This is a genomic window from Rhizobium sp. BK060 (assembly GCF_014193145.1).
In the GTDB taxonomy this organism is placed as follows: Bacteria; Pseudomonadota; Alphaproteobacteria; order Rhizobiales; family Rhizobiaceae; genus Rhizobium.
Genome location: NZ_JACHYW010000024.1, coordinates 43,350 through 68,413, shown reverse-complemented (window position 1 = coordinate 68,413; position 25,064 = coordinate 43,350). Strand labels below are relative to the sequence as shown.

Annotated in this window: 28 protein-coding genes; 20 read left to right on the top strand and 8 right to left on the bottom strand. The window is 59.6% G+C overall.

From position 1 onward, the window contains the following. The first annotated feature begins 34 nt into the window (after positions 1-34). Positions 35-2,290 (top strand): DNA topoisomerase IV subunit A, encoded by a 2,256-nt coding sequence (gene parC, locus FHT71_RS23405; RefSeq protein ID WP_132592198.1) that lies wholly within the window; start codon positions 35-37, stop codon positions 2,288-2,290. A gap of 158 nt (positions 2,291-2,448) precedes the next feature. Continuing rightward, positions 2,449-2,958: an SRPBCC domain-containing protein gene (locus FHT71_RS23400; RefSeq protein ID WP_245505511.1), complete on the top strand. Its 510-nt coding sequence runs from the start codon at positions 2,449-2,451 to the stop codon at positions 2,956-2,958. On the opposite strand, the gene FHT71_RS23395 is transcribed toward FHT71_RS23400, so the two are convergent. The 4 genes from FHT71_RS23395 to hemB form a co-directional block, all read right to left on the bottom strand. Beyond that, the gene (locus FHT71_RS23395) at positions 2,897-3,784 is read right to left on the bottom strand and encodes a DMT family transporter (RefSeq protein ID WP_132592202.1); all 888 of its coding nucleotides are present in this window, start codon (positions 3,782-3,784) and stop codon (positions 2,897-2,899) included. The two genes, FHT71_RS23400 and FHT71_RS23395, sit on opposite strands and share 62 nt — an antisense overlap. After that, positions 3,785-4,561 carry an arginyltransferase gene (locus FHT71_RS23390; RefSeq protein WP_007801042.1) on the bottom strand — a complete coding sequence of 259 codons (777 nt, stop codon included), beginning with the start codon at positions 4,559-4,561 and terminating at the stop codon, positions 3,785-3,787. Positions 4,562-4,738: 177 nt separating this feature from the next. After that, positions 4,739-5,197 (bottom strand): RDD family protein, encoded by a 459-nt coding sequence (locus tag FHT71_RS23385; RefSeq protein ID WP_007801043.1) that lies wholly within the window; start codon positions 5,195-5,197, stop codon positions 4,739-4,741. A gap of 75 nt (positions 5,198-5,272) precedes the next feature. Beyond that, positions 5,273-6,286 carry a porphobilinogen synthase gene (gene hemB / locus FHT71_RS23380; protein ID WP_132592204.1) on the bottom strand — a complete coding sequence of 338 codons (1,014 nt, stop codon included), beginning with the start codon at positions 6,284-6,286 and terminating at the stop codon, positions 5,273-5,275. 135 nt (positions 6,287-6,421) lie between these two features. Between hemB and FHT71_RS23375 the strand changes: the two genes are divergently transcribed. The 8 genes from FHT71_RS23375 to FHT71_RS23340 all read left to right on the top strand — a co-directional run bounded on the left by FHT71_RS23375 (position 6,422) and on the right by FHT71_RS23340 (position 13,894). Next, a complete protein-coding gene (locus FHT71_RS23375; RefSeq protein WP_132592206.1) occupies positions 6,422-6,859 on the top strand; it encodes a DUF6163 family protein in 438 nt (145 codons plus the stop codon). A gap of 129 nt (positions 6,860-6,988) precedes the next feature. Continuing rightward, on the top strand, positions 6,989-7,504 hold the full coding sequence (locus tag FHT71_RS23370) for a MarR family winged helix-turn-helix transcriptional regulator (RefSeq protein WP_007801049.1): 516 nt from the start codon (positions 6,989-6,991) through the stop codon (positions 7,502-7,504). A gap of 183 nt (positions 7,505-7,687) precedes the next feature. Next, positions 7,688-8,533, top strand: a complete 846-nt coding sequence (locus FHT71_RS23365) for a glycosyl transferase (RefSeq protein ID WP_132592208.1) — start codon at positions 7,688-7,690, stop codon at positions 8,531-8,533. A 387-nt stretch (positions 8,534-8,920) separates the two neighbouring features. Then, a complete protein-coding gene (locus tag FHT71_RS23360) occupies positions 8,921-10,225 on the top strand; it encodes a L,D-transpeptidase family protein (RefSeq protein WP_037084017.1) in 1,305 nt (434 codons plus the stop codon). Between the two features lie 151 nt (positions 10,226-10,376). After that, positions 10,377-11,675, top strand: coding sequence for a serine hydroxymethyltransferase (gene glyA / locus FHT71_RS23355; protein ID WP_132592210.1), 1,299 nt, complete (start codon positions 10,377-10,379; stop codon positions 11,673-11,675). Between the two features lie 9 nt (positions 11,676-11,684). Next, the gene (nrdR, locus tag FHT71_RS23350) at positions 11,685-12,161 is read left to right on the top strand and encodes a transcriptional regulator NrdR (protein ID WP_007801056.1); all 477 of its coding nucleotides are present in this window, start codon (positions 11,685-11,687) and stop codon (positions 12,159-12,161) included. A 3-nt stretch (positions 12,162-12,164) separates the two neighbouring features. Then, positions 12,165-13,274, top strand: coding sequence for a bifunctional diaminohydroxyphosphoribosylaminopyrimidine deaminase/5-amino-6-(5-phosphoribosylamino)uracil reductase RibD (gene ribD / locus FHT71_RS23345; protein ID WP_132592212.1), 1,110 nt, complete (start codon positions 12,165-12,167; stop codon positions 13,272-13,274). Then, complete coding sequence (locus FHT71_RS23340) at positions 13,274-13,894, top strand: riboflavin synthase (RefSeq protein WP_007801061.1); 621 nt, start codon at positions 13,274-13,276, stop codon at positions 13,892-13,894. Before ribD ends, FHT71_RS23340 begins: the two co-directional genes overlap by 1 nt. Here FHT71_RS23340 and FHT71_RS23335 read toward each other — a convergent pair. From FHT71_RS23335 to FHT71_RS23325, 3 genes are all read right to left on the bottom strand, one after another. Continuing rightward, a complete protein-coding gene (locus FHT71_RS23335; RefSeq protein WP_132592214.1) occupies positions 13,857-14,393 on the bottom strand; it encodes a GNAT family N-acetyltransferase in 537 nt (178 codons plus the stop codon). The two genes, FHT71_RS23340 and FHT71_RS23335, sit on opposite strands and share 38 nt — an antisense overlap. Before the next feature lie 25 nt (positions 14,394-14,418). Then, on the bottom strand, positions 14,419-14,922 hold the full coding sequence (locus FHT71_RS23330) for a cupin domain-containing protein (protein ID WP_132592216.1): 504 nt from the start codon (positions 14,920-14,922) through the stop codon (positions 14,419-14,421). A gap of 98 nt (positions 14,923-15,020) precedes the next feature. Further along, a complete protein-coding gene (locus FHT71_RS23325) occupies positions 15,021-15,371 on the bottom strand; it encodes a hypothetical protein (protein ID WP_007801067.1) in 351 nt (116 codons plus the stop codon). Between the two features lie 329 nt (positions 15,372-15,700). On the opposite strand from FHT71_RS23325, the gene FHT71_RS23320 reads away from it, so the two are divergent. From FHT71_RS23320 to FHT71_RS23310, 3 genes are all read left to right on the top strand, one after another. Next, positions 15,701-16,156 carry a 6,7-dimethyl-8-ribityllumazine synthase gene (locus tag FHT71_RS23320; RefSeq protein WP_007801069.1) on the top strand — a complete coding sequence of 152 codons (456 nt, stop codon included), beginning with the start codon at positions 15,701-15,703 and terminating at the stop codon, positions 16,154-16,156. 3 nt (positions 16,157-16,159) lie between these two features. Continuing rightward, positions 16,160-16,642 carry a transcription antitermination factor NusB gene (gene nusB / locus FHT71_RS23315; RefSeq protein ID WP_007801071.1) on the top strand — a complete coding sequence of 161 codons (483 nt, stop codon included), beginning with the start codon at positions 16,160-16,162 and terminating at the stop codon, positions 16,640-16,642. Positions 16,643-16,849: 207 nt separating this feature from the next. Beyond that, positions 16,850-18,994 carry a sodium-translocating pyrophosphatase gene (locus tag FHT71_RS23310; protein ID WP_007801073.1) on the top strand — a complete coding sequence of 715 codons (2,145 nt, stop codon included), beginning with the start codon at positions 16,850-16,852 and terminating at the stop codon, positions 18,992-18,994. A 68-nt stretch (positions 18,995-19,062) separates the two neighbouring features. Here the strand turns inward: FHT71_RS23310 and FHT71_RS23305 are convergent, their stop codons facing one another. Continuing rightward, complete coding sequence (locus FHT71_RS23305; protein ID WP_024316602.1) at positions 19,063-19,599, bottom strand: outer membrane protein assembly factor BamE; 537 nt, start codon at positions 19,597-19,599, stop codon at positions 19,063-19,065. Positions 19,600-19,777: 178 nt separating this feature from the next. On the opposite strand from FHT71_RS23305, the gene FHT71_RS23300 reads away from it, so the two are divergent. The 7 genes from FHT71_RS23300 (at position 19,778) to FHT71_RS23270 (ending at position 25,064) form a co-directional block, all read left to right on the top strand. After that, positions 19,778-20,368, top strand: a complete 591-nt coding sequence (locus FHT71_RS23300; RefSeq protein WP_183722262.1) for a ubiquinol-cytochrome C chaperone family protein — start codon at positions 19,778-19,780, stop codon at positions 20,366-20,368. A gap of 10 nt (positions 20,369-20,378) precedes the next feature. Further along, positions 20,379-20,933 carry a DUF177 domain-containing protein gene (locus FHT71_RS23295; RefSeq protein WP_007801079.1) on the top strand — a complete coding sequence of 185 codons (555 nt, stop codon included), beginning with the start codon at positions 20,379-20,381 and terminating at the stop codon, positions 20,931-20,933. Positions 20,934-21,036: 103 nt separating this feature from the next. Continuing rightward, positions 21,037-22,083 carry a phosphate acyltransferase PlsX gene (gene plsX, locus FHT71_RS23290; protein WP_132592218.1) on the top strand — a complete coding sequence of 349 codons (1,047 nt, stop codon included), beginning with the start codon at positions 21,037-21,039 and terminating at the stop codon, positions 22,081-22,083. A gap of 19 nt (positions 22,084-22,102) precedes the next feature. Then, positions 22,103-23,074, top strand: a complete 972-nt coding sequence (locus tag FHT71_RS23285) for a beta-ketoacyl-ACP synthase III (protein WP_007801084.1) — start codon at positions 22,103-22,105, stop codon at positions 23,072-23,074. A 107-nt stretch (positions 23,075-23,181) separates the two neighbouring features. After that, the gene (locus FHT71_RS23280; protein ID WP_007801086.1) at positions 23,182-23,520 is read left to right on the top strand and encodes an integration host factor subunit alpha; all 339 of its coding nucleotides are present in this window, start codon (positions 23,182-23,184) and stop codon (positions 23,518-23,520) included. A 218-nt stretch (positions 23,521-23,738) separates the two neighbouring features. Next, the gene (locus tag FHT71_RS23275; RefSeq protein ID WP_132592220.1) at positions 23,739-24,281 is read left to right on the top strand and encodes a MerR family transcriptional regulator; all 543 of its coding nucleotides are present in this window, start codon (positions 23,739-23,741) and stop codon (positions 24,279-24,281) included. 117 nt (positions 24,282-24,398) lie between these two features. Further along, the gene (locus tag FHT71_RS23270; RefSeq protein WP_132592222.1) at positions 24,399-25,064 is read left to right on the top strand and encodes an HAD family hydrolase; all 666 of its coding nucleotides are present in this window, start codon (positions 24,399-24,401) and stop codon (positions 25,062-25,064) included.

Sequence of the window (25,064 nt, the reverse complement as noted above, 5' to 3'; positions counted from 1 at the left end):
TGCTCAAGAGGGTCTTCTCGGCTAGTCAGGACATATGGGACAAGAGATTTTGCCGCCCTCTGGCGGAGACGACGACAGTATCCTTCCGGTCGATCTGAAGGCAGCGCTCGAAGAGCGATACCTTGCCTACGCGCTGTCGACCATCATGCACCGCGCTCTTCCGGATGTGCGCGACGGCCTGAAGCCGGTCCACCGCCGTATCATTCACGCCATGAGTGAAATGGGCATCCGGCCCAATTCCGCCTTCAAGAAATGCGCGCGCATCGTCGGCGATGTCATAGGTAAGTTCCATCCGCATGGCGACCAGTCGGTTTACGATGCGCTGGTGCGTTTGGCGCAGGATTTCTCGCAGCGCTATCCCGTCGTGGACGGGCAGGGCAACTTCGGCAACATCGACGGCGACAGTGCCGCGGCCTACCGATATACCGAAGCGCGTATGACCGAGGTCGCGGGTCTGCTGCTTGACGGCATCGAGCAGGATGCCGTCAATTTCCGGCCGACCTACAACGAAGAAGACGAAGAGCCGGTCGTCCTGCCGGGCGCCTTCCCGAACCTGCTTGCAAACGGTTCGTCCGGTATTGCGGTCGGCATGGCGACGTCCATTCCGTCGCACAATGTCCACGAGCTATGCGACGCAGCACTCCACCTTATCAAGCATCCTGATGCTTCGGTCGAAAAGCTGGTTGAGTTCATCCCCGGTCCGGACTTCCCTACCGGCGGCATTATTATTGATGGCCGTGAAAGCATCATCGAAGCCTACAAGACCGGCCGTGGCGGCTTCCGCACACGCGCCAAGTGGGAGACTGAGGATCTCGGCCGCGGCGGCTACCAGATCATCGTCACCGAAATTCCGTTCCAGGTGCAGAAGTCCCGCCTGATCGAAAAGATCGCCGAACTGCTGCTGGCGCGCAAGCTGCCGCTGCTCGAGGACATCCGCGACGAGTCCGCTGAGGACGTCCGCGTCGTGCTGGTGCCGAAGAACCGGACGGTCGATCCGACGATCCTTATGGAATCCATGTTCAAGCTGACGGAGCTGGAAAGCCGCTTCCCGCTGAACATGAACGTTCTGTCCATGGGCCGCATCCCGCGCGTCATGGCTCTGAACGAGGTGCTCAAGGAGTGGCTCGACCATCGCCGCGAAGTGCTGCAGCGCCGCTCGCGCTTCCGCCTCGCTGCCATCGATCGGCGCCTCGAAATCCTCGGCGGCCTGCTGATCGCCTACCTCAACATCGATGAGGTGATCCGTATCATCCGCGAGGAGGACGAGCCGAAGCCGGTGATGATCGCGCGCTGGTCGCTGACCGACAACCAGGTTGAAGCGATCCTCAACATGCGTCTGCGGTCGCTGCGCAAGCTCGAGGAGTTCGAAATCCGCACTGAGTTCGACGAACTCACTAAGGAAAAGGGCGAGATCGAAGCCCTGCTGGCGTCGGAAGAAAAGCAGTGGCAGACCGTCGCGTGGGAAATCGGCGAGGTAAAGAAGAAGTTCGCGAAGGCGACCGAGCTCGGCCGCCGCCGCACCCAGTTCGCCGATGCACCCGAGGCCGACGAGCAGGCCATCCAGCAGGCGATGATCGAGAAGGAACCGATTACGGTCGTCGTCTCCGAAAAGGGTTGGATCCGCGCGCTGAAGGGGCACATCTCCGACACCGCGACCCTGACTTTCAAGGAGGGCGATGGGCTGAAGGTTGCCTTCCCGGCGCAGACGACCGACAAGATCCTTATCATCACGACTGGCGGCAAGGCGTTCACTCTTGGCGGCGACAAGTTGCCTGGCGGTCGTGGCCACGGTGAGCCGCTGCGCATCATGATCGACATGGAGAACGATCAGGACGTTCTGACCGCCTTCGTGCATGATTCTGCGCGCAAGCAGATGATCGTCTCGACGGCGGGCAACGGCTTCGTCGTTGCCGAGACCGACATGGTGGCCAATACCCGCAAGGGTAAGCAGATCATGAACGTGTCCATGCCAGATGAGACGAAGCTGATCGTTCCCGTCAGCGGTGATCATGTCGCCGTCGTCGGCGAAAACCGCAAGCTGCTCGTCTTCCCGCTGGCGCAGGTGCCGGAAATGGGTCGCGGCAAGGGCGTTCGCCTGCAGCGCTACAAGGATGGCGGCATCTCTGACGTGCGCTGCTTCGCGATCGCTGACGGCCTCGTCTGGGAAGACAGCGCCGGCCGCACCTTCACCAAGAACAAGGATGAGCTTGCCGAATGGCTCGCTGATCGCGCGACAGCCGGCCGCACCGTTCCGAAGGGCTTCCCGCGCAGCGGCAAGTTTGCCGGCTAAGGCGAAAATAAATCCGCGCCTCGCTCTTGGCGGGCGAGGCAACTCCTCTACCTCTGTCGTGTAATCACAACATGGACAGACATCATTCCGCAGGCGGACGGAATGATCGAATGTGGCGCCTCAGGGAGAGCGTCATGTCCGATCACGGAGGAATGTTGATGAGTGCTTGCAATACCATCACCTTGAACGTTGCGCATACTTTCAATGCCTCGCCCTGCGCCGTCTATGACGCATGGCTGAATCCTCAGATCGCAAAACGCTTCCTCTTCGCGAGCGACGAAGGCCGCGTTATCCGCGCCGATATCGATCCGAAGGTCGGCGGCCATTTTCTCGTTATCGACCGGCGTCCGACAGGTGATGCGGTGCATTACGGCGTGTTTCTGGAATTGCGCCGGCCGCGGCGAATGGTCTTCTGCTTCTCGGCAGCGGAGCACGACCACAACGCAGATCGAATCCAGATCGACATCGAACCATTGGCCGAAGGCACGCGGCTGACACTCTCACACGAAATGTGCGCCGAATGGGGCCAGTTCGAAGAGCAGACGCGACAGGGCTGGCTTCACGTGATGCAGGGGCTCGAGCGCGAACTCGAGGCGATGCAGGTGGTCAATGTGCCAGAGATTGCCGCACAGGCTTCCTCCGAACCATCCAAAGCGAGTGCGCCGTAATCGCGCAGACGAGGATCGTGCCGCCGATGAGCGTCATCGTCGGGGGCGTTTCCGCGAAGATCAGCCAGATCCAGATCGGAGCCAGGATGGTTTCGAGCAGATAGAACATGCCGACTTCGGGCGCTGACAAATAGCGTGGTCCCGTCGCTAAGCACCAAAAGGCAACCGGCATCAGAAGGGCACCATTGAGGATGATCCAGGCCGGATGTTCTATGGCGAGCCCGCTCGGCAAGGCATTCGCAAAGCCGAGTATGGCGGGCAGGGCGGCGGCAAGCAGGGGCACAAAGCCCATGTCCCGGCGTGATGCCCGGCCAACCGTTATCGCCGAGGCGAGGATAAGGGCGCTCAGTAGCGCCATGGCATCACCAAAGACATGGCCGCCGGCCAATCCATCATGCACGATCAAGCCGACACCGAACACCATCACCGCCATGGTGACGAGCGTGGATATCGAAGGGCGTTCCTTGAGGAACACCCATGATAGAAGCGCGCCGAACATCGGATTGAACGCGACGATGAAGACCACGTTGGCCGTTGCCGTATTGAAGACGGCAAGCAGGAAGGTCAGCGTCGAGCAGCCGTACAGCAGTCCCGTCGCAAGGCCGTGCCTGCCGGGCATAAGCAAAGGCCATGTTCCCTTGAGGTATCTGATGAGGCAGACCACGACGAGCGTCACGGCGACGGTCGTGATGCTGCGCGCGCCGAGGATCGACCACATATCCCCGTGAGCAAGGCGTACGAGTGGAATGTCCATGGAAAGAGCCAGGCCGCCGATCGCTGTCAGCAGCAGACCCTTCCGATGATCGGAAAGGGAGGGGAAGAGCATTTAGTAGCGTGTGCTTTCGGGCATTGCGGAGGGATCGAAACGTTCCCAGCCGCGCGATGTCAGGTGCTCCTGTGGCTGGAAGCGAGTCTTGTAGTCCATTTTCCGCGACCCTTGAACCCAGTAGCCCAAGTAGACGTGCGGAAGACCCAAAGCTCTTGTGCGCTTGATGTGGTCAAGAATCATGAACGTGCCAAGGGAACGTCGATCCATGTCAGGATTAAAGTAGGAATAGACCATGGACAGGCCATCGCTCATCGTATCCGTGAGAGCGGCAGCCAGGAGTTCACCCGTCGGGCGCTCTTCGAGACCAGCCCCTTCCTTTCGAAGCCGATACTCGATGATTTTGGTGTTCACATGTGTATCCTCGACCATGATGGCATAATCGAGCACCGTCATGTCGGACATTCCGCCCTGTTGGTGGCGAAAGTCGAGATAGCGTCGGAATAGCGAATATTGCTCGCTGGATGGCTGGGCGGGGAATTCGGTCGAGATGATATCGGCATTTGCCGCAAGCACCCGCTTCATTGATTTCGTCGGCAGGAACTCCTGCGCGAGGATACGGACGGAAATGCAGGCGCGGCAGGCTTCGCAGGCTGGCCGATAGGCAATGTTCTGCGACCGGCGAAAGCCGCCTTGTGTCAGGATATCGTTCATCTCCGCTGCGCGGGGGCCGACGAGATGTGTAAAGACCTTACGTTCCATCTCGTGGGCCAGATAAGGGCACGCAGCCGGAGCAGTTAGGTAAAACTGCGGTGATGGCGTGGTCTGCGTATTCATCTGTTGCGGAGATTTCCTTCGGTTTGCTGCGTATCTGACAGGATGACTTAAGAATGTAAAACGTCAACAGCGGGGCTGTTTTCGAACCCGCTGTCGCGCGTCATACTTTGGGATATGGTGCCACGACCTTCCCGGCAAAGATCAGAAGCTGTGTTTATTTTAGCCCACCACGGCCAATTAGGCAGTGCGGACCGTGACGGTGCCCACGAGAAAATCGTGGATCAACCGGCTGCGCTCGGTGAACAGGCCAACCAGCAGAATCAGCGGCGTCAGAACGGAGTTCAGGATCCAGAAAAGCGCCAGGTGAACGATGGCCGTCAGAAAGTCCATCCGCTGCCCGTCGACCCGCATGATTGCGATTCCCATTGCACGCATGCCGAGCGAGGCTTGATTGGAGCCACCGACGGTGAAGCCGAAATAGAGGCCAGCGACGATTACGAATAATGCCGGATAAAGAAAGAATCCCAGGCCGAGCGTGACGATCGACAGGAAGAAAAGCACGACGGCTGCCGGGATGCAGAGCAGCAGAACGATCACGTAGTCGAGGATGAAGGCGAACACACGACGGCTCAGCGTGCCGCTATAGGCGCGCCAGTCGTCCGGTGCGGCATAGAGCGGGTTGGGAGTGAGCGTCATTGTTGCGGTCTCCTTGCGGGAAGCGATGCCGCTGATATGGTATCGCTTCCCGCAAATGCAATATTCGTGCAGGGCTCAGCGCTTGGCGAGAATCCTGGCCACCTCGACCGCAAAATAGGTGAGGACACCGTCGCAGCCCGCGCGCTTGAACGAGAGTAGGGTTTCTAGCATGGCCCGTTCACCGTCGATCCAGCCGTTCATCGCGGCGGCCTTGATCTGCGTGTATTCGCCTGAAACCTGGTAGGCGAAGGTCGGTAGACCGAACGCCTCCTTCATGCGCCAGCAGATGTCGAGATAGGGCAGCCCCGGCTTGACCATCAGCATGTCTGCGCCTTCTTCCACATCTAGCGCGGCGTCGCGGATTGCCTCAGTGCCGTTTGCCGGGTCGATGTAGTAGGTTTTCTTGTCGCCCTTGAGCAGTCCGCCGGTCGAGATCGCCTCGCGGTAAGGGCCGTAGAAAGCTGAAGCGAACTTGGTGGCATAGCTCATGATGCCGACATTCTGATGCCCTGCGGCATCGAGGGCGCGGCGGATAGCGCCTATTCTGCCGTCCATCATCTCGGAGGGGGAAATGATGTCGGATCCGGCATCGGCCTGCATGACTGCTGCACGCGCGACCTGATCGACGGTCTCGTCGTTGACGATCTCGCCCTGTCGCAGGATCCCGTCATGGCCGTGGCTGGTGAAGGGGTCGAGCGCGACATCGGTGATGACACCGATATTAGGCACTGCCTTCTTGATCGCGATCGTTGCCTGATTGATCAGGTTGTTGGCCTCGAGGCTGTTCGAGCCGGTTTCGTCACGCAGTTCCATCTCAATATTGGGAAAGGTCGCAATCGCCGGGATGCCAAGGTCAGCGGCTTCCTTGGTGGCCTCGACGAGCTTATCCACGCTCATGCGGTTGACGCCGGGCATCGCCGGTATTGGTTCGACAATCCCTGTGCCGGGAACGACGAAAACCGGCCAGATGAGATCGTCGGCCGTCAGACGGTTCTCCTGCACGAGGCGCCGCGTCCAATCGGCCTTGCGATTGCGGCGCATGCGCCGATGGCCGGTGATTTCGTCGACGAGATGGGTCTTGTCCTGCATGGTCGTTCCAGCTTTCTGCCATTCCATATTATCGAAGCGCTCATTATCATGGCGCCGCCGAAATCCAAACCGGACGATTGGCCGCAATGGAAGAGGCGCTGGCGAAGTCGCAATCGCAACCCTATTGTTTAAGACATGGACGCTGATTCCCCGACGATACCGAAACGGACGCTGACCAGCGTTCTCTTCATCCTGTTCTTGCGGCTTGTCGCCATTTCCTGCTTCTGGTTCGGATTGCAGTATTGGGCGATGCTGGTCGGCTATTCGCTGGTGGGGGCAGGCCGCTTCGATCTGCTCAGCCTTCCATGGAAGGTCGCAAGCACCTGCCTTGCCGTTCTGTTCCCCGTCGCGTCTCTCGGCCTGTGGCTTGCCGTCTCCTGGGGGCCTGTTATCTGGGTGCTCGCGGCAGGCGGACAGACCATCATGTACGGCTTCATGCCGGAGGTGTTTGGAGCCAACCGGCTGATCGTTCTGCTCCATATTGCGGTAGCCCTGGTCTACCTGGGATTCCGCGCCGCGCTCTGGTACGAGAAGCACAAGCGCCGTCAGCAGGTAAGCGTTGATTTACCCTGATACAACGCGGAGATTCGGTAAGGCACTGTTAAGCCTGCGGTTTAAGTAGAATTTTATTTGTATTCGATAGGGTCTGTCTCAAGGCGGGAAGAAAACCAACACCGCCAAACAAACAGTGAGGCAGTCATCATGAACACGAAAATCAAGCCGCAGGCGGTATCGAACTTCCGTGACCAGCAGGAACAGGGCATCCGTGATCTTTACATGGAATCCCTTCATCTTGTTGAACGTCTTCACCGCCGTCTCCTCGACGTCATCAAGGACGAGTTCGACCGTCAGGGTCGCAGCGACGTCAATGCCGTTCAGGCACTTCTTCTCTTCAACATCGGCAATTCCGAGCTGACCGCCGGCGAACTTCGCTCCCGTGGCTACTATCTCGGCTCCAACGTTTCCTACAACGTCAAGAAGCTGGTTGATCTCGGCTTCATCAACCACCAGCGTTCGCGCATCGACCGTCGCTCGGTCCGCATTAGCCTGACGGAAACGGGCCAGGACATCGCCGAAACCGTTGCCAAGCTCTATGAGCGCCACATCGGCTCGATCGACAAGGTCGGCGGCATCGGCACCGACGAATTCACGCAGATGAACAAGCTGCTGACCCGTCTGGACCGCTTCTGGAACGACCAGATCCTCTACCGCCTGTAATCTCTTAGGCCAACTTCCCTGCTGGCTTATTGGACCTCCAAGGCACGAAAGGGCGCAACGGTATCCCGTAGCGCCCTTTCCGCCGTTTGCTGCGCTTCCTGACGGGGCTACATATTCGGTCGCCAAGTTGATAATGACTTCCGCACGGACCTTCGGTCTTCGCGTGAATCAGGAGTTGTGGTTATGACGTCAGCTGTACTGGCTGCAAGCGGTGGGGTGAAGCAGGTCATCTGCATTAGCTGGGGAACGAAGTACGGGGCTCCCTTCATCAATCGCCTGTACGCCATGGTGAGGCGCAACATCACGCCGCCCTTCACGTTCACTTGCTTCACCGACAACCGCGCCGACCTGAATCCGGAAATTCTCTGCGAGGACCTGCCGCCGCTGGATGTCGAAAACATGCCGGTCAGGACGAAGGGCATCTGGCCCAAGGCGCGGCTTTGGGGTCCGAAGCTTGGAAAGTTGAGCGGCCCGGTTCTGTTTCTGGACCTCGATCTGGTGATTGTCGGCTCTCTCGATTCATTCTTCGAGGTTGGCGAACCGGATGACGTCATCCTGTCGCGCAACCAGACGACACCGTTTGAACGCCTCGGGCAGACCTCTCTTTTCCGATTCCCGGTCGGCAAGCTCGTTTCGTTGCAGGAGAAGTTCCGAGCCGATCCGCAGGGCGTGGCCGACAAGTACGAATTCGAACAGCGCTTCGTGACGCGAAATGCGCCCGGTGGCGCGAAGTTCTTTCCCCGCCGCTGGGTCCTGCATTTCAGGCAGGATTGCCGCTGGCCTTTCCCGCTGAATTATTTCCTGACGCCGCGCCTACCCGCGAATGCCCGGGTGATCCTATTCCCACGCGATTTCCATCCGCAGTTCGCGGTCGAAGGGCGGTTCGGGTTGAAGGGGCGTGCGGCGCCACCGCTCGATCACATCCTGCATATGTTCGATCCGGAGCGGAGGAGGAACAAGTCGCTGTTCCGCTACCTGCGCCACTACATCCGCCCGACGCCATGGGTGGCCGACCACTGGCGCGAGTAATTCGGACCCCGTCAGCGGTCTCGTGACATCTTTGCAACGCATGGCAGGCAAGCATAATCGCCTGTATTCAAGCCGTTTTTTAGCCGCTATTAACCGCCACATTCTGTGGATCGGTATGGTTACTTGCACATCGCCCGCCACCGACGGTTGAGCGTGGTTTTGGGCGACACGAATTGGCCATATTAGCATGTCAGCGGAAATACACAGCAAATGGCGCTTCCCCAATTGAGGTCCGATAACCTCGCGCTCCCTGCTCGCAATCATGTGATCGCCGGCAGAAAGATTGTGCGATGCGCCGTGGCGACGGGTTGATAGGGATTTGCGTTCTCGCAGGGATAGCGAAGGCCGCCGGTCTCTCAGGCAGCGGCAATTTAGTGGTTGGGATGAATGTCGAAGAAAATCAGAACTGAAGCTTTTTCTCGTCGGGCGTTTCTGACGTCTGCGGCAATGGTCGGCGCGGGCGCTTTGGCTGCCCCCGCATTCGCGCAGTCGGCGATTGACTCGCTCATCAATGCTCCGCAGCGCGGCGATTGGGACGACCAGTTCGATGCGAAAGCCGCGTCCCGCACGGCGACGGCCGTCGTTTCGAACACGCCGATTCTCGGACCGCAGTCGGTGCCGAGCATCCAACAGGCGATCGCCCAATATCAGCAGATCGCTTCCGCAGGCGGCTGGCCGGAGGTGAGCCCAAGCCAGCAGCGTCTGCAGATCGGCGTGACTGATCCGGCCGTCCAGAGCCTTCGTCAGCGCCTGATCATCACCGGCGACCTGCCGCAGGAAGCGGGCATTTCCAGTGCTTTCGACTCCTATGTCGACGGCGCCGTCAAGCGCTTCCAGGCGCGCCACGGTCTCCCGGCTGACGGTGTCATCGGCGAGTTCACTTTGAAGGCCATGAACATTCCGGCTGACGTTCGTCTGCAGCAACTGAACACCAATCTCATCCGCATTCAAACGTTCCCGGAAGAACTGGGACGCCGCCATCTGATGGTCAATATTCCGGCGGCTTACGTCGAGGCGGTCGAAGACGGCAGCGTTGCCACGCGCCATGCGGCCGTCGTCGGACGCATCAGCCGTCCCACGCATCTCGTCAACTCGAAGGTCTACGAGGTCATCCTCAACCCATATTGGACCGCACCGCGCTCGATCGTCGAAAAGGACATCGTGCCGCTGATGCGCAAGGATCCGACCTACCTCGAGAAGAATGCCATTCGCCTGATTGACGGCAAGGGTAATGAGGTGGCGCCGGAAACGGTCGACTGGAATGCTGAGAAGGCGCCGAATCTGATGTTCCGTCAGGACCCGGGCAAGATCAACGCCATGGCCTCCACGAAGATCAATTTCTACAATAAGAACGGCGAGTATATGCACGACACGCCGCAGCAGGGCCTCTTCAACAAACTCATGCGCTTTGAATCCTCCGGCTGTGTCCGCGTTCAGAATGTGCGCGACCTGACGACGTGGCTGCTTCGCGAGACCCCGCCATGGTCGCGTCAGCAGATGGAGCAGGTCATCACGACCCGCGTCAACACGCCGATCAAACTCGCTGAAGAAGTGCCGGTTTACTTCGTTTACATCTCCGCCTGGGGCATGCCGGATGGCGTTGTGCAGTTCCGCGACGATATCTACCAGCTCGACGGCAATGCCGAGCTGGCGCTGGATACGACCGCTGGCACGGAGCAGCCAGTTCAATGAGGCTCGAGCCTCTCGTTCGCATTCAAGACCGCGTCTTTCGAGGCGCGGTTTTTTGTTGCGCGTAGATTGCCTAGCAAATGTCGTTCTCCGTATTGCCCTTGACAGGGCGGGGCGCTAATACCTTCGCGCATTCCAGTTGAGGAGCCCGCCCATGACAAATGCTTCCACCCAGACCTTCTTCAATCGCTCGCTCGCCGACACCGATCCGGAAATCTTCGGCGCGATCGAAAAGGAGCTCGGCCGCCAGCGGCATGAGATCGAGCTGATTGCTTCGGAAAACATCGTTTCCCGTGCGGTGCTGGAAGCCCAGGGCTCCATCATGACGAACAAGTACGCCGAAGGCTATCCGGGCAAGCGCTACTACGGCGGCTGCCAGTTCGTCGATATTGCTGAAGAGCTCGCGATCGAACGCGCCAAGAAGCTCTTCGGCGTCAACTTCGCCAACGTTCAGCCGAACTCCGGTTCGCAGATGAACCAGGCCGTGTTCCTCGCGTTGCTGCAGCCGGGCGACACCTTCATGGGCCTCGACCTCAACTCGGGCGGTCACCTGACGCACGGCTCGCCGGTCAATATGTCCGGCAAGTGGTTCAATGTCGTTTCCTACGGCGTACGCGAAGGCGACAACCTGCTCGACATGGACGAAGTCGCCCGCAAGGCCGAAGAGCACAAGCCGAAGCTCATCATCGCTGGCGGTACTGCTTATTCCCGCATCTGGGACTGGAAGCGCTTCCGCGAGATTGCTGACTCCGTTGGCGCGTACCTCATGGTTGATATGGCTCACATCGCCGGTCTCGTTGCCGGTGGCCAGCATCCGTCGCCGTTCCCGCATTGCCACGTTGCCACGACCACGACCCACAAGTCGCTGCGCGGTCCGCGCGGTGGTGTGATCCTGACCAACGACGAGGACTTGGCGAAGAAGTTCAACTCGGCCGTCTTCCCGGGTCTCCAGGGCGGCCCGCTGATGCATATCATCGCCGCCAAGGCCGTTGCCTTCGGCGAAGCGCTGCAGCCTGAGTTCAAGGACTACGCGGCCCAGATCGTCAAGAACGCCAGGGCACTTGCCGAAACCCTGATCGCTGGCGGGCTCGATGTCGTCTCGGGCGGCACTGACAACCACCTGATGCTCGTCGACCTTCGCAAGAAGAACGCGACTGGCAAGCGCGCCGAAGCAGCTCTTGGCCGGGCCTACATCACCTGCAACAAAAATGGCATCCCGTTCGACCCCGAAAAGCCTTTCGTCACATCGGGCGTTCGTCTCGGCGCCCCTGCCGGCACGACGCGCGGCTTCAAGGAAGCGGAATTTAAGGACATCGGTAACCTAATCGTCGAGGTTCTCGATGGCCTGAAGGTCGCCAATTCCGACGAAGGCAATGCAGCCGTCGAAGCTGCCGTGCGGGATAAGGTTGTCAACCTGACCAACCGCTTCCCAATGTACGACTACATCGGCTAAGAGTAGCGCATGCGCTGCCCATTTTGCGGATCGGAAGACACACAGGTCAAGGATTCACGCCCGGCGGAGGACAACACGTCCATCCGCCGGAGGCGTATCTGTCCCGACTGCGGCGGTCGCTTCACAACCTTCGAGCGCGTGCAACTGCGCGAACTGATGGTCGTCAAGAAGACCGGCCGCAAGGTGCCTTTCGACCGCGACAAGCTGGTGCGTTCTTTCGAGATCGCGTTGCGCAAACGCCCCGTCGACCGCGACCGCATCGAGCGCGCGGTCTCCGGTATCGTTCGACGGCTTGAAAGCTCCGGCGAGGTTGAGATCAGCTCCGAGCAGATCGGTCTGCAGGTGCTGGAAGCATTGAAGAGTCTGGATGATGTTGGCTTTGTTCGCTACGCTTCGGTCTATCGGGACTTCTCTCATGCCGAGGATTTCGAGAAAGTGATATCCGAGATCAACGCCAAGATCGCTCGCGATCCCTTGGACAACTAGCTGATGAGCGCTTCGGAAAACGACGCGCGTTTCATGCAAGAGGCGATCCGGCTGGGTCTCCTGCACCTCGGCCAGACATCAACCAATCCTTCGGTCGGCTGCGTCATCGTGAGTGACGGGCAGATCGTCGGCCGTGGCGTAACGGCAGTCGGCGGGCGCCCGCATGCGGAGCCGCAAGCTCTGGCCGGAGCCGGCGATCTGGCACGGGGCGCCACCGCCTATGTGACGCTCGAACCTTGCTCGCACCATGGCAAGACGCCGCCCTGCGTGGAGGCGCTGATTGCCTATGGCGTCGGTCGCGTCGTCATCAGCGTGACCGATCCGGATCCGCGCGTCTCGGGCAGGGGCATTGCCATGCTGCGCGATGCCGGGATCGAGGTCGAGTCCGGAATTCTTGAAGATGAAGGTAAGCGTTCGCTTGCCGCCTACCTCACGCGGCAGACAAAGAACCGGCCGTACGTGACTCTCAAGCTTGCGGTTTCTGCCGACGGTATGATCGGGAAAAAGGGCGAAGGGCAGATTGCAATTACCGGGCCTGCCGCACGCGCCGAGGTGCAGAAGCTGCGCGCTGAAACCGATGCGATACTGGTTGGGATCGGTACTGCGATTGCTGATGATCCCTTGCTGACAGTTCGCACCCCAGGCCTTGAGACCCGCTCGCCGATCCGGGTCGTGCTCGACGAAGATCTCTCTTTGCCGCTCGATAGCAAGCTGGTTGCGACCGCCAAGCAGGTGCCGTTGATCGTCGTTGCAACCGAGCCGCCCCGCTTCGACGAAAGCGAGGACGCGGCCTTTCTTGCGCGCCGTGCCGCGCTCGATCGGGCGGGCGTCGAAGTCGTCCAGTGCAATCCCTACCGCCTGGACGAGCTGCTGCCTGCGCTCGCCTCACGCGGCATTTCCTCGCTTGTTGTCGAAGGTGGTGCGCGGACGGCAAGGCTCTTCCTTGACGCCGGATACGTCGACCGGATTCTGCTCTATCAAGGCCCTGCGGTGATCGGGCAGGGCGGTATTGAATCGCCGGTGACGAAGACCGATATGCCATCGGGTTTCCTGCGCAAGGGCACCTTCATGTTTGGCGACGACCGCCTGGACGAATACGAAAGAGAGCTTTGATGTTTACCGGAATTGTCACCGACATCGGCACGATAGAGTCCGTTTCCCCGTTGAAGGAAGGCATCAAGCTGCGTGTCGCCACTGCCTATGATCCGGCGACCATCGACATGGGCGCCTCGATCTCGCACGGCGGCATCTGCCTGACGGTGACCGGCCTGCCGAGCGACGGCAGCAACGGCCGCTGGTTCGAGGTCGAAGCCTGGGAAGAGGCTCTGCGTCTGACGACAATCGGAACGTGGAAGGAAGGTAGCCGCATCAATCTCGAGCGTTCGCTGAAGATCGGTGACGAACTCGGCGGTCACATCGTTTCCGGTCACGTCGACGGCAAGGCAGAGATTCTCTCTGTGACCGAAGAGGGTGACGCTACACGCTTTCGCCTGCGCGCGCCTGAACATCTCGCCAAGTTCGTTGCACCCAAGGGCTCTATCGCCCTGGACGGCACGTCGCTCACGGTCAATGCGGTCGACGGCACGGATTTCGACGTCCTGCTGATCCGTCACACGCTTGAGGTCACGACCTGGGGCGAGCGCAAGGCAGGCGACTTCGTCAATTTCGAAGTCGATACCATGGCGCGCTATGCCGCTAGGCTGGCGGAGTTCCCGACCGCGCAAGCAGAATGACGTCTCCATTGTAGTTGCATCGCTGGACTTCGCGGAAGCCGAGCTTGCGCGCTAGGCGTAGCGAGCGGTCGTTCTCGGGGTGGATGATGCAGGTCATCGGTTTGGAGGGGAAGCGTTCTTCCGCCCAGGCAATCAGCGCCGTCAGCGCTTCGCTGGCGTAGCCGCGTCCTTGCGCGAAGGGCATCAGACCCCAGCCGGTTTCCAGGGTGCCTTCCGTGGAGAGCGGATGCATGTCCCGCTTCATGTCGAGAAAGCCTGCTTCCCCGATGAAGCGCCCTGACTGCTTTTCCTCGATCGCCAGAAACCCGAAGCCCAAGTAATACCACATGCCCGCAACGCGCAGCATGCGTGCCCAGGTTTGCTCACGGGTAGAGGGCACACCACTGATGAAGCGCACCACCGCTTGATCGCTCCACATCGTCGCATAGTCCGAAAAATCATCAACAGTGTGCGGTCGCAGCAATAGCCGCGCGGTCTCGATGGCCGGAATACTTGTCATTTCGAAGTGCTCTCTCGGATGGAAGTCATGCGCCGGGCTCACCATCCCAGTAGTCCAACTTACCGCTCTCGCTGCCGATAACGCGAAAGCGGTTCGCTTGTCCCCCGTCGCGATTGGTCTTGGCAAGAAATTTGCCGGAATCCGGATATTCTACGATTTCGGTCTTCGCCATTGTCGAGATGCCGAGGTAGATAAGAGGCGTCGAACCGGTGTTGATTATCTGGTGAGCTGTCTCTTGTCCTCCGGCGGGCGCACCGAGTGTGTCACCCTTCCGGATAGGGTAGCGGTCACGGCCGAAGCGATACTCGCCGGTGCCCTCAATAATGAAAAACAGCTCATCCTCCACGTGATGGTTGTGGAACGGACAGCTGGATTTGCCGGGCGGAACTTCGTTGTAGCTTATGCCGAGACCTGCGAGACCGAGAAGCGAGCCAAACGAGGCATCCGCGCTTTCATACAGATCTCCCTGCTTCCAGTGTTCAAGCTCCACATCGGCGATGTTGATCACGGGCTTCGATACGGTGGACATTGTCTCCCTCCTGTTTCCGGAGAAGAGGCACCATCCCGCGAGAAAATACAACCGCAAAGCATCGTAAGGGCGACAGGCTTCCGCTGTCGCCCTTGCTTTCATCGATAGTAGACGGTGATACCGCCATCCGCGGCCTGGTCGGCATTGACGATGTTACCCAACAGGACGCCTCTGGCGTTGAGTTGATGCACAAGAGGCTTGTTGACGGCAATAGCGGCACGGATCATCTGGATGTCGTTTACGCTGCGCGCGGCGAAGGACTTGGGGTCCCCGATATTTCCCGAGCCGCCGTGATCGTACACCTGCCGAACATCGAGATTGCGGCCGCTGAAGCTGCGCAGCGTTCGTTCGATGCCCGAAGGGGTGTTCATATCCAGACTTTCCGCACGGCTGGCGTCTGCGAAGGCAAGAGTAGCGACTGCGGAGGCGATGGCGGCAACGCGATTCATGGGAGTATCCTTTCATCTGCTCTGACGATCGGCCGTGGATCGTCAGCGTTACACAGATGAAATTGGTGTCCAGATCATCCGCCTTCAACCAATAAGTATCTGGAATTTAGTTACAAATTGTTCATGCGGATCGCCCTTCATTTGCCATCTTCGAGGCGCCGGGGCCGCCTTCGGCGCAAGGCGATGCAAGGATTGTCAACCATGCCTCTGCCGTGATTCTTGGATTTCGCGTCCAAACCGAGTTCGGAATTTGCTTGCCATTCGGGTCGCGGCGTGTTTTGACCGCGGCCTGCCGATTGGCGAAGTCCTCTAGCTACCGAAGGTGAAGCATGGCGCGAGAAACCGCTCCCCACATTCTGATCGTTGAAGCACGCTTCTACGACGACATGGCCGATGCCTTGCTTGAAGGCGCGACCTTCGCCTTGAAAGAGGCCGGCGCGACCTATGAGGTCGTCACCGTTCCCGGCGCTCTCGAGATTCCAGCGGCGATTGCCATGGCGCTCGACGGAGCGGATAATGATGGTACGCAGTATGACGGGTATGTCGCCCTTGGCATGGTCATCCGCGGCGAGACCTACCATTTCGATATCGTGTCGAATGAATCCTCGCGCGCGCTGATGGATTTGGCCGTGAGCGAATCCCTTGCCATTGGCAATGGCATTCTGACTGTTGAGAATGACGATCAGGCTTGGGCTCGCGCCCGCCGTTCAGACAAGGACAAGGGCGGATTTGCCGCCCGCGCAGCTCTCACGATGATCGAGCTGAAGAAAAAGTTGGGTGCATAACGAATGAACAACGAGAACTCGGAGCGTCCCGTCAAGACCGCAAACCAGCGAGGTGCTGCGCGCCTGGCTGCCGTTCAGGCGCTCTACCAGATGGATATTGGCGGTACCGGCGTCCTGGAAATCGTCGCCGAGTATGAGGCGCATCGCCTCGGTCAGGAACTCGACGGCGAGACCTATCTGAAGGCCGACCCCTCCTGGTTCCGCTCCATCGTCTCCGGCGTCGTACGAGAACAGCGTCGACTTGATCCGCTGATCGCCTCCGCTTTGCAGGACGACTGGGCGCTGTCGCGTCTCGATAGCACGGTCCGCGCGATCCTGCGTGCCGGCGTGTTCGAGATCCTCGATCGTAAGGATGTTCCCGTCGCGGTCATCGTGACGGAATATGTCGAGATTGCCCAGGCCTTCTTTAGCGAAGATGAGCCGAAGCTCGTCAATGCAGTGCTTGACCGCATCGCGAAGCAGGTTCGCGGCGAAGCCAAGAAGTAGCGTTTTGCCGGGGCCGTGGCCCCGACCTCCAGAAACTCCCGGTTCCCATTGTGCTGCAAGGGCTTTTGGCGTTTGCGGGCTTGACGCGCCGTTTTCCTCCACGCAATCTCCGCGCGGCGTTGCAGCATTTCTGTGGGAGGAAATCGAGTCGGCGTATTCGCAGCCGGAGAGGGAGTGAGCTCCGGCTCTTTTGGAGGAAAGAGCGAAATGAGCATTCTTTTATGGGTAATAGCATGCGGTCTGCTCTCGGTGGTCTATGCCATCTGGGCAACCCGGTCGGTGCTTGCCGCCGATCAGGGCAACAAGCGTATGCAGGAAATTGCAGGCTATATTCGTGAAGGTGCGCAGGCGTATCTGACGCGCCAGTACAAGACTATCGCAATCGTCGGCATCGTCGTTTTCATTGCAGCCTGGCTGCTGCTCTCCGGCACGGCTGCAATCGGGTTCCTCATCGGCGCGGTTCTCTCCGGCGCCGCCGGCTTCATCGGCATGCACGTCTCGGTGCGCGCCAACGTCCGCACGGCGCAGGCAGCATCTCAAAGCCTGGCGGCCGGCCTTGAAATCGCATTCAAGTCGGGTGCCATCACCGGGCTTCTGGTGGCCGGTCTCGCGCTTCTTGGCGTGTCGATCTACTACTACGTTCTGACTGTCGTGCTTGGGCACGAAGGCAGCTCTCGCGAGGTAGTCGATTCACTCGTCGCGCTTGGCTTTGGTGCGTCGCTGATTTCGATCTTCGCCCGTCTGGGCGGCGGCATCTTCACCAAAGGCGCCGACGTCGGCGGTGACCTCGTCGGTAAGGTCGAAGCGGGCATCCCGGAAGATGATCCGCGCAACCCCGCCACGATCGCCGATAACGTCGGCGACAATGTCGGCGATTGCGCCGGTATGGCCGCAGACCTTTTCGAAACCTATGTCGTGTCCGTCGTCGCAACGATGGTTCTCGCCGCGATCTTCTTCGCCGGGGCGCCCATTCTTCAATCGGCGATGCTCTATCCGCTTGCGATCTGCGGCGCGTGCATCATCACCTCGATCATTGGCACATTCTTCGTCAAGCTCGGCAGCAACGGTTCGATCATGGGCGCGCTCTACAAGGGCCTGATCGTCACGGGTCTGCTCTCGATCATTGGTCTTGGTGCCGCCACGTCGCTTACGATCGGCTGGGGCTCAGTCGGCACCGTCGGCGGCGCAGAGGTGACCGGAACCAATCTTTTCGCCTGTGGATTGATCGGCCTCATCGTTACGGCACTGATCGTCGTCATTACCGAATACTACACCGGCACCAACAAGCGACCGGTCAATTCGATCGCCCAGGCGTCAGTGACCGGCCACGGCACGAACGTCATCCAGGGACTTGCCGTCTCGCTGGAATCGACGGCGCTACCCGCCATCGTCATCGTCGGCGGCATCCTGGCGACCTACCAGTTCGGCGGCCTGTTCGGCATAGGCATCGCGGTCACCACCATGCTCGGCCTTGCGGGCATAATTGTCGCGCTCGATGCCTTCGGTCCGGTCACCGACAATGCCGGCGGCATCGCCGAAATGGCGCATCTGCCGCCGGAGGTGCGCAAGTCGACCGATGCGCTCGACGCGGTCGGCAACACGACGAAGGCCGTGACGAAGGGTTACGCGATCGGTTCCGCTGGTCTCGGTGCACTGGTCCTCTTCGCCGCCTATGCCAACGACCTGCAATATTTCGCCGCCAATCCCAGCCAGTATCCGTACTTCAACGGCGTCGGCGAAATTTCCTTCAGCCTGTCTAACCCCTATGTCGTTGCCGGCCTAATCTTCGGCGGCCTCATCCCATACCTGTTCGGTGGCATCGCGATGACCGCAGTGGGTCGTGCGGCCGGCTCGATCGTCGAGGAAGTGCGCAGGCAATTCCGCGAAAAACCGGGCATCATGGAAGGCACTGAACGGCCAGACTACGGCCGGGCCGTGGACCTGCTCACTAAGGCAGCGATCCGCGAGATGGTCATCCCATCGCTGCTGCCGGTGCTGGCGCCGATCGTCGTCTATTTCGGCATCCTGCTCATTTCCGGCGGCGACAAGGCATCGGCTTTCGCGGCGCTGGGCGCATCGCTGCTTGGCGTGATCGTTAACGGCCTGTTCGTCGCGATCTCGATGACCTCGGGCGGTGGCGCTTGGGACAACGCCAAAAAGAGCTTCGAGGACGGTTTCGTCGACAAGGACGGCGTTCGCCACATGAAGGGATCGGATGCCCACAAGGCTTCGGTGACCGGTGACACGGTCGGCGATCCCTACAAGGACACGGCGGGTCCGGCCGTCAATCCGGCGATCAAGATCACCAACATCGTCGCGCTTCTGCTTCTTGCCGTTCTGGCCCGAGGTTAACCGCGAACGAACACTAAAAAACCCGCCGGAGCGATCCGGCGGGTTTTTCTTTGGGAGTTCGATCCCCGTTAGCGCAAGCTGGCCGGATTCTGCGGGGACGCCGGCTGCGAGGTGCCGCCACCGAAGAGGCCCTTGGCAGCGTTCGCGGCGCTGCCGCCGGACAGGAGTTGCTGCAGGAAGGTGAAGTCCTTGCCGCCTGTCGGGGTGACGCGGGTAATCGTATCGAAAACCTTGCCGTCCTTGAGGGTGTAGTTCGCGCGACGCGTAACGATGCCGTCCTTGTCGAAATAGATCGCCAAAACGCTCTGGTCGACGACTTTCAGCTTCTGGAAGGCCATGGAGCGCTCGCGGCGCTGTGAGATGTAATAGAAGACTTCGCCATCGAACGTCGCCGTCGTTGACGGCGTGCCCAGGGATAGGAGAACCTGCTCGCGGCTCGATCCTTCCGGGACGAGATTCAGAGACTGCTCGTCGGCGACATACCCGCCATTAAGGACGGTTCCTGTCTGGCAGCCCGAAAGTCCGGCGGAGGCGATCATGATGGCAATGGCGGCATTGCTGAGGAATTTCTTGTCAGACTTGAAATACCGTTTCGTCAACGACATCTACTCCCTAAATTATGAATGGCAGCCACCGGCCTCAGATCGCTGATGCAAAACCATTGTGGCCATTCCGGGGTCAGACGTCCCGTTGGCTCGTGCGGACAGATGGGGTGCTGTCCCGAAAGTGGCCACCTTCGGCATTGCAATTCGCGCCTGCTTCGGTAAACCAGCTTTCGAAATCATGCAACAAGGCCGGACGCCGCTTGGCGTCAAGAATGAGGCCTTTCCGGACAAAACAATGATCTTCGGGCTCTTTGGCAAGAAAAACAACAATCAGGCAATCGTTGATCGGCAATATCAGGCATTAACGTCGGCCGCGCGGATGCCGGAACTCTATGAGCGCCTGAATGTGCCGGATACGGTCATGGGGCGCTTCGAAATGCTCTCCGCGGTGATGATCCTCTTCTTCCGGCGCACACGAACGTCTGAGACGAGCGGCCAGGAAATCGCGCAGGAAATCGTCGATGCCTTTTTCCAGGACATCGACTACTCCATTCGTGAACTGGGGATCGGCGACAACAGCGTGCCGAAACGCATGAAGAAGCTGGCGGGCATGTTCTATGGCCGCCTCGAGGCTTACTCCAAGGCGATGGACACCAGGGATGCCGAAGGGCTTGCCGCTGCGCTTGTCCGAAACATCCATCCCAAGACGACCGAGCCGGTCGATATGCGCGGTCTCGCGGGCTGGATGTTCGAGGCCGAGGACCATCTTTTGTCTCAGTCGGAAGACGTCATCGCGACAGGCTCGGCGACGCTCCCGAAGGTTGCCTGAGGAGAAGACGATGAAGAACAAGAGAGATGACGTGCCATTCTCTTACCTCGTAAATGTCGGTCATATATCGGCCAATCCTGTCGAGGTGCATCTGGAGGCCGACAAGCGGGAATTGGCGGCGCTCGCCGAGCGTTGGAATGTCCTTTCTGTGGACAGCCTCAAAGCCGAACTTCAGATCGCTCGGTGGAAGCGCGACGGCATCCGCATGAAGGGCAGGGTCCAGGCAAATATTGTCCAATCCTGCGTCGTTACCCTCGATCCGGTTCCATCCGCCATCGATGAGACCTTCGAGCAGATCTTCGTGCCTGAAAATTCGAAGCTTGCGCGTCGGCCAGCCAATGATGCCGGTGAGATGGTGCTCGATCCTGACGGTCCGGACCTTCCCGAGAGCTTTACCGGCGATACAATCGATGCCGGTGAGGTCGTGACGGAATTCGCGGCTCTTGCGATAGATCCTTATCCCCGCAAGGCAGGTGTCGAGTTCGGCGGTCACGTAGAAGACACTGGAGAGAATGATAAAAAGCCGTCCGCCTTCGCCGTGTTGAAGGATTGGAAAAAGGACTGAACGCCGTTGGGGATTTGACACAATTCAGTTGTAAGCGACGGGAAAACCGGTATTTTGGCCGAAATTTCGCCCGCCGGAGGCGAAAAATAAGGATCAGGGACGCGTGATCAGAATTTCTATCGACCTCATGGGTGGCGACCATGGTCCCCAGGTTGTCATCCCCGGCGCCGCCAAGGCACTGGAAAGACATCCCGATATTTCCTTCGTGATGTATGGTTTGAAGGAACAGTGCGAGCCGGTTCTCGACAGGTTTCCGAAGCTTAAGGAAAAGACTGTCTTCCACGATTGCGAACTGGCCGTCCGTATGGACGAGAAGCCGAGTCAGGCGCTTCGCCGCGGTCGTTATGTCTCCACCATGTGGCGGACGATCGAGGCGGTGAAGACGAAGGAGGCCGACGTTGCCGTGTCGGCCGGCAATACCGGCGCCCTCATGGCGATGGCCAAGTTCTGTCTGCGCACGATGGCCAATATCGAGCGGCCGGCGATCGCCGCCATCTGGCCGACGCTGAAGGGCGAAAGCATCGTTCTCGACGTCGGCGCGACGATCGGCGCGGATTCGCAGCAGTTGATGGATTTCGCCCTCATGGGTGGGGCAATGGCCCGCGCGCTGTTTGAGATCGAACGTCCGACGATCGGCTTGCTGAACGTCGGTGTCGAAGAGATCAAGGGGCAGGAAGAGGTGAAGGAGGCGGGGCGGCTGCTCCGCGAGGCGAACATCGACTCGCTCGAGTACTATGGCTTCGTCGAAGGAAACGATCTCGGCAAGGGGACCGTCGACGTCGTCGTGACCGAAGGCTTCTCCGGCAACATCGCGCTGAAGGCGGCCGAAGGCACGGCGCGCCAGATCGGCGAGTATCTGCGCGCCGCAATGTCGCGCACGCTGCTTGCCAAGATCGGCTACTTCTTCGCCAAAGGCGCGTTCGACATGCTGCGCGAAAAGATGGATCCGAGCCGGGTTAACGGCGGCGTCTTCCTTGGCCTCAACGGCGTCGTCATCAAGAGCCACGGCGGCGCCAGCGCCGAGGGCATCGCTGCAGCCATCGAGGTCGGCTACGACATGGCCAAGAATGGCCTCAATCAGAAAATAGAAAACGATCTTCAAAAGTATCATGCCAAGCGGCTGCCCCCGATCGGGCCGGAAGCCGCATGAGCGACGAGGTTTAAGCAATATGATCCGTTCAGTTGTTCGCGGGTTCGGAGCCGCACTTCCGAAACGCGTTATGACCAATCGCGACATGGAAGATGTCGTGGACACATCAGACGAATGGATTGTCCAGCGCACTGGCATTCGCCAGCGCTACATTGCCGGCGAGGGCGAGACGACTTCGTCGCTCGGCGAAGCGGCAGCGCGCGCAGCGCTCGACCGGGCTGGTCTGACCCCGGCCGACATCGATGTCATCATCTGTGCCACCTCAACGCCCGATAACACCTTTCCGGCGACTGCCGTCAATATCCAGAACCGACTGGGCATGCACCATGGCTTTGCCTTCGACGTGCAGGCCGTGTGCACGGGCTTCGTCTACGCAGTGACGACCGCCGACGCCTATATCAGGGGCGGTCTCGCCAAGCGTGTGCTGGTGATCGGCGCCGAGACCTTCTCGCGCATTCTCGACTGGAACGATCGCACGACCTGCGTCCTCTTCGGCGACGGCGCCGGCGCAATCGTGCTGGAAGCTGCGGAAGGCGAGGGCACGACGGTCGATCGCGGCGTGCTGACGGCGCATCTGCGTTCCGACGGCTCCCACAAGGAAAAGCTTTACGTGGATGGTGGCCCCTCGACGACTGGCACAGTTGGCAAGCTTCGCATGGAAGGCCGCGAAGTCTTCAAATATGCGGTCGGCATGATCACCGACGTCATTCAGGCTGCCTTCGACGCGACAGGGACGACTGCTGACGATCTCGACTGGCTCGTGCCGCACCAGGCCAATCGTCGCATCATCGATGGTTCCGCCAAGAAGTTGCATATTGCTCCAGAGAAAGTAGTCGTTACGGTTGATCTTCACGGCAACACCTCTGCCGCCTCGATTCCGCTCGCGCTGGCGACGGCTGCCGGCGATGGCCGCATCAAGGAAGGCGATCTGGTGATGCTGGAAGCGATGGGCGGCGGCTTTACCTGGGGCGCCGCACTCCTGCGCTGGTAACCCGAAAATCCAAAAAACTACCGACGAACAAGAGCTTGACCGTGAGGCGCAAGACAAATACTCTTTATTCGCTTTCATAATATAATTGGCAAATGGGCGGGGAAACCATGACCGGAAAGACAGTGACGCGAGCAGACCTGGCGGAATCGGTTTTTCGCAAGGTCGGTCTTTCGAGAACCGAATCTGCTGAGCTCGTGGAAACTGTCATCGACGAGATTTGTAACGCGATTGTTCGCGGCGAAACTGTCAAGCTTTCGTCTTTTGCGACCTTCCAGGTGCGCGACAAAAATGAGCGCATCGGACGTAACCCCAAGACCGGCGAGGAAGTGCCGATCTCTCCCCGCCGCGTCATGACCTTCAAGGCGTCGAATGTCTTGAAGACGCGGATTCTCAAGGCGCATACCCTGCGCAAGACCAAGCAGAAGACCGCCAATCCGGCCTCCTGATCGGACCCAAAAAGAGAGAATCGTTCTCTCGTTTGCCGACAACAACTATAATCTTCCCTGAACGATCTGTGCGGTATTCAAGACGTGACTTGAATTCACGGCGTCAAACCGTTGAAATATGATGAGTCGCGGCTCGGTTCTGGCGTTCATGAGATACAGCCGCGTCTTATCAGCCGAACAGACGCGCGGCACGCCCCGAGACCGCGTAGGGAGTAAGGATGTTGGATAAGAGCCCCGATGCGTTCCGCACCATCAGCGAGGTGGCGGACGACCTAGACCTTCCACAGCATGTCCTGCGCTTCTGGGAAACGCGGTTTCCGCAGATCAAGCCGATGAAGCGCGGCGGCGGCCGACGTTACTACAGGCCCGAGGATGTCGATCTCCTGAAGGGCATCCGGCACCTGCTCTATGATCACGGCTATACCATCAAGGGCGTGCAGAAGCTCTTGAAGACCAATGGCAACAAGTTCGTCATAGCGATCGGACATGGCGACCTTGCCAGCGTTCAGGCATTGACGGGCGGCCAGCAGGAGGGCGCCGATGCCGCCGAACCGCGGGTCGGGATGTCCGAGGAGGATCAGCTCGTCGGCCGCGCGAAACCACCGATCACCCGCCGGTTTTTTAATTTTGGCGGTGGCGATGAAGAATCTCCCGAAGTTTCGATCGGCAAGTCGAGCGTCGGTAAGGAGGATCGGGCTCTGCTCCAGGAAGCACTCTACGATCTCCTCGAATGCAAGCGCTTGCTGGACCAGGTTCGCTGAGCGCCAGGTGCCTTTGGCTTAGTGAGTGAAACGTCGCCCGCTCTTCGGGCGCGCAGCCTCTGCCGGGTTCACAGCAGTTGGCCGAGTTCAATATCAGTCAGTACCAGGGAAACTTTCGTGACCGCCTCTCATTCCGTTCCCGGCAAATTCTACGACGCCTTCCTGTTCGATATGGACGGCACGCTCTTGAATTCCATTGCGGTGGTCGAACGCGTCTGGAGCGAATGGGCGATCCGGTATGGCTTCGAGCCGGAGGTCTTCCTCAAGACGATCCACGGCATTCGCGCGTCCGACGTCATTCGGCAACTGGCGCTGCCAGGCGTAGATCCGGAGTATGAGGCAAGGCAATTGCTGAAGGAGGAGATGGAAGATGTCGGGGGCATCGTCGCGATTCCCGGCGCTATCGATTTCCTGAACGGTATTCCGCCGGAAAAGTGGGCGATCGTAACGTCGGCACCGATCGAACTCGCCAGGCGCCGCATGGCAGCGGCTGGCATTCCCACACCGGTAGCAATGGTAAGCGGTGAAGAAGTGGCGGCCGGCAAACCGAGCCCGGAATGCTACCTGCTGGGCGCCAAACGCCTCGGAGTCGATCCGACAAAATGCCTGGTGTTCGAAGATGCCGTTGCCGGTATTCTCGCAGGCGAAGCGGCGGGGGCAGATGTGACGGTCATTACACAAACGCATACGACGCCGTTCGCAACGCCGCACTTTTCGATCCCCGATTATCGGGGTTGGCGTGTCGACAGCGGCCCCGACGGCCGCGTTGCGTTGGTCAAATAG

Bases quoted from the DNA above. Each gene is read 5' to 3' on its own strand.
- parC (WP_132592198.1), top strand. From the start codon at position 35: ATGGGACAAGAGATTTTGCCGCCCTCTGGCGGAGACGACGACAGTATC.
- FHT71_RS23400 (WP_245505511.1), top strand. From the start codon at position 2,449: ATGAGTGCTTGCAATACCATCACCTTGAACGTTGCGCATACTTTCAAT.
- FHT71_RS23395 (WP_132592202.1), bottom strand. From the start codon at position 3,784: ATGCTCTTCCCCTCCCTTTCCGATCATCGGAAGGGTCTGCTGCTGACA.
- FHT71_RS23390 (WP_007801042.1), bottom strand. From the start codon at position 4,561: ATGAATACGCAGACCACGCCATCACCGCAGTTTTACCTAACTGCTCCG.
- FHT71_RS23385 (WP_007801043.1), bottom strand. From the start codon at position 5,197: ATGACGCTCACTCCCAACCCGCTCTATGCCGCACCGGACGACTGGCGC.
- hemB (WP_132592204.1), bottom strand. From the start codon at position 6,286: ATGCAGGACAAGACCCATCTCGTCGACGAAATCACCGGCCATCGGCGC.
- FHT71_RS23375 (WP_132592206.1), top strand. From the start codon at position 6,422: ATGGACGCTGATTCCCCGACGATACCGAAACGGACGCTGACCAGCGTT.
- FHT71_RS23370 (WP_007801049.1), top strand. From the start codon at position 6,989: ATGAACACGAAAATCAAGCCGCAGGCGGTATCGAACTTCCGTGACCAG.
- FHT71_RS23365 (WP_132592208.1), top strand. From the start codon at position 7,688: ATGACGTCAGCTGTACTGGCTGCAAGCGGTGGGGTGAAGCAGGTCATC.
- FHT71_RS23360 (WP_037084017.1), top strand. From the start codon at position 8,921: ATGTCGAAGAAAATCAGAACTGAAGCTTTTTCTCGTCGGGCGTTTCTG.
- glyA (WP_132592210.1), top strand. From the start codon at position 10,377: ATGACAAATGCTTCCACCCAGACCTTCTTCAATCGCTCGCTCGCCGAC.
- nrdR (WP_007801056.1), top strand. From the start codon at position 11,685: ATGCGCTGCCCATTTTGCGGATCGGAAGACACACAGGTCAAGGATTCA.
- ribD (WP_132592212.1), top strand. From the start codon at position 12,165: ATGAGCGCTTCGGAAAACGACGCGCGTTTCATGCAAGAGGCGATCCGG.
- FHT71_RS23340 (WP_007801061.1), top strand. From the start codon at position 13,274: ATGTTTACCGGAATTGTCACCGACATCGGCACGATAGAGTCCGTTTCC.
- FHT71_RS23335 (WP_132592214.1), bottom strand. From the start codon at position 14,393: ATGACAAGTATTCCGGCCATCGAGACCGCGCGGCTATTGCTGCGACCG.
- FHT71_RS23330 (WP_132592216.1), bottom strand. From the start codon at position 14,922: ATGTCCACCGTATCGAAGCCCGTGATCAACATCGCCGATGTGGAGCTT.
- FHT71_RS23325 (WP_007801067.1), bottom strand. From the start codon at position 15,371: ATGAATCGCGTTGCCGCCATCGCCTCCGCAGTCGCTACTCTTGCCTTC.
- FHT71_RS23320 (WP_007801069.1), top strand. From the start codon at position 15,701: ATGGCGCGAGAAACCGCTCCCCACATTCTGATCGTTGAAGCACGCTTC.
- nusB (WP_007801071.1), top strand. From the start codon at position 16,160: ATGAACAACGAGAACTCGGAGCGTCCCGTCAAGACCGCAAACCAGCGA.
- FHT71_RS23310 (WP_007801073.1), top strand. From the start codon at position 16,850: ATGAGCATTCTTTTATGGGTAATAGCATGCGGTCTGCTCTCGGTGGTC.
- FHT71_RS23305 (WP_024316602.1), bottom strand. From the start codon at position 19,599: ATGTCGTTGACGAAACGGTATTTCAAGTCTGACAAGAAATTCCTCAGC.
- FHT71_RS23300 (WP_183722262.1), top strand. From the start codon at position 19,778: ATGCAACAAGGCCGGACGCCGCTTGGCGTCAAGAATGAGGCCTTTCCG.
- FHT71_RS23295 (WP_007801079.1), top strand. From the start codon at position 20,379: ATGAAGAACAAGAGAGATGACGTGCCATTCTCTTACCTCGTAAATGTC.
- FHT71_RS23285 (WP_007801084.1), top strand. From the start codon at position 22,103: ATGATCCGTTCAGTTGTTCGCGGGTTCGGAGCCGCACTTCCGAAACGC.
- FHT71_RS23280 (WP_007801086.1), top strand. From the start codon at position 23,182: ATGACCGGAAAGACAGTGACGCGAGCAGACCTGGCGGAATCGGTTTTT.
- FHT71_RS23275 (WP_132592220.1), top strand. From the start codon at position 23,739: ATGTTGGATAAGAGCCCCGATGCGTTCCGCACCATCAGCGAGGTGGCG.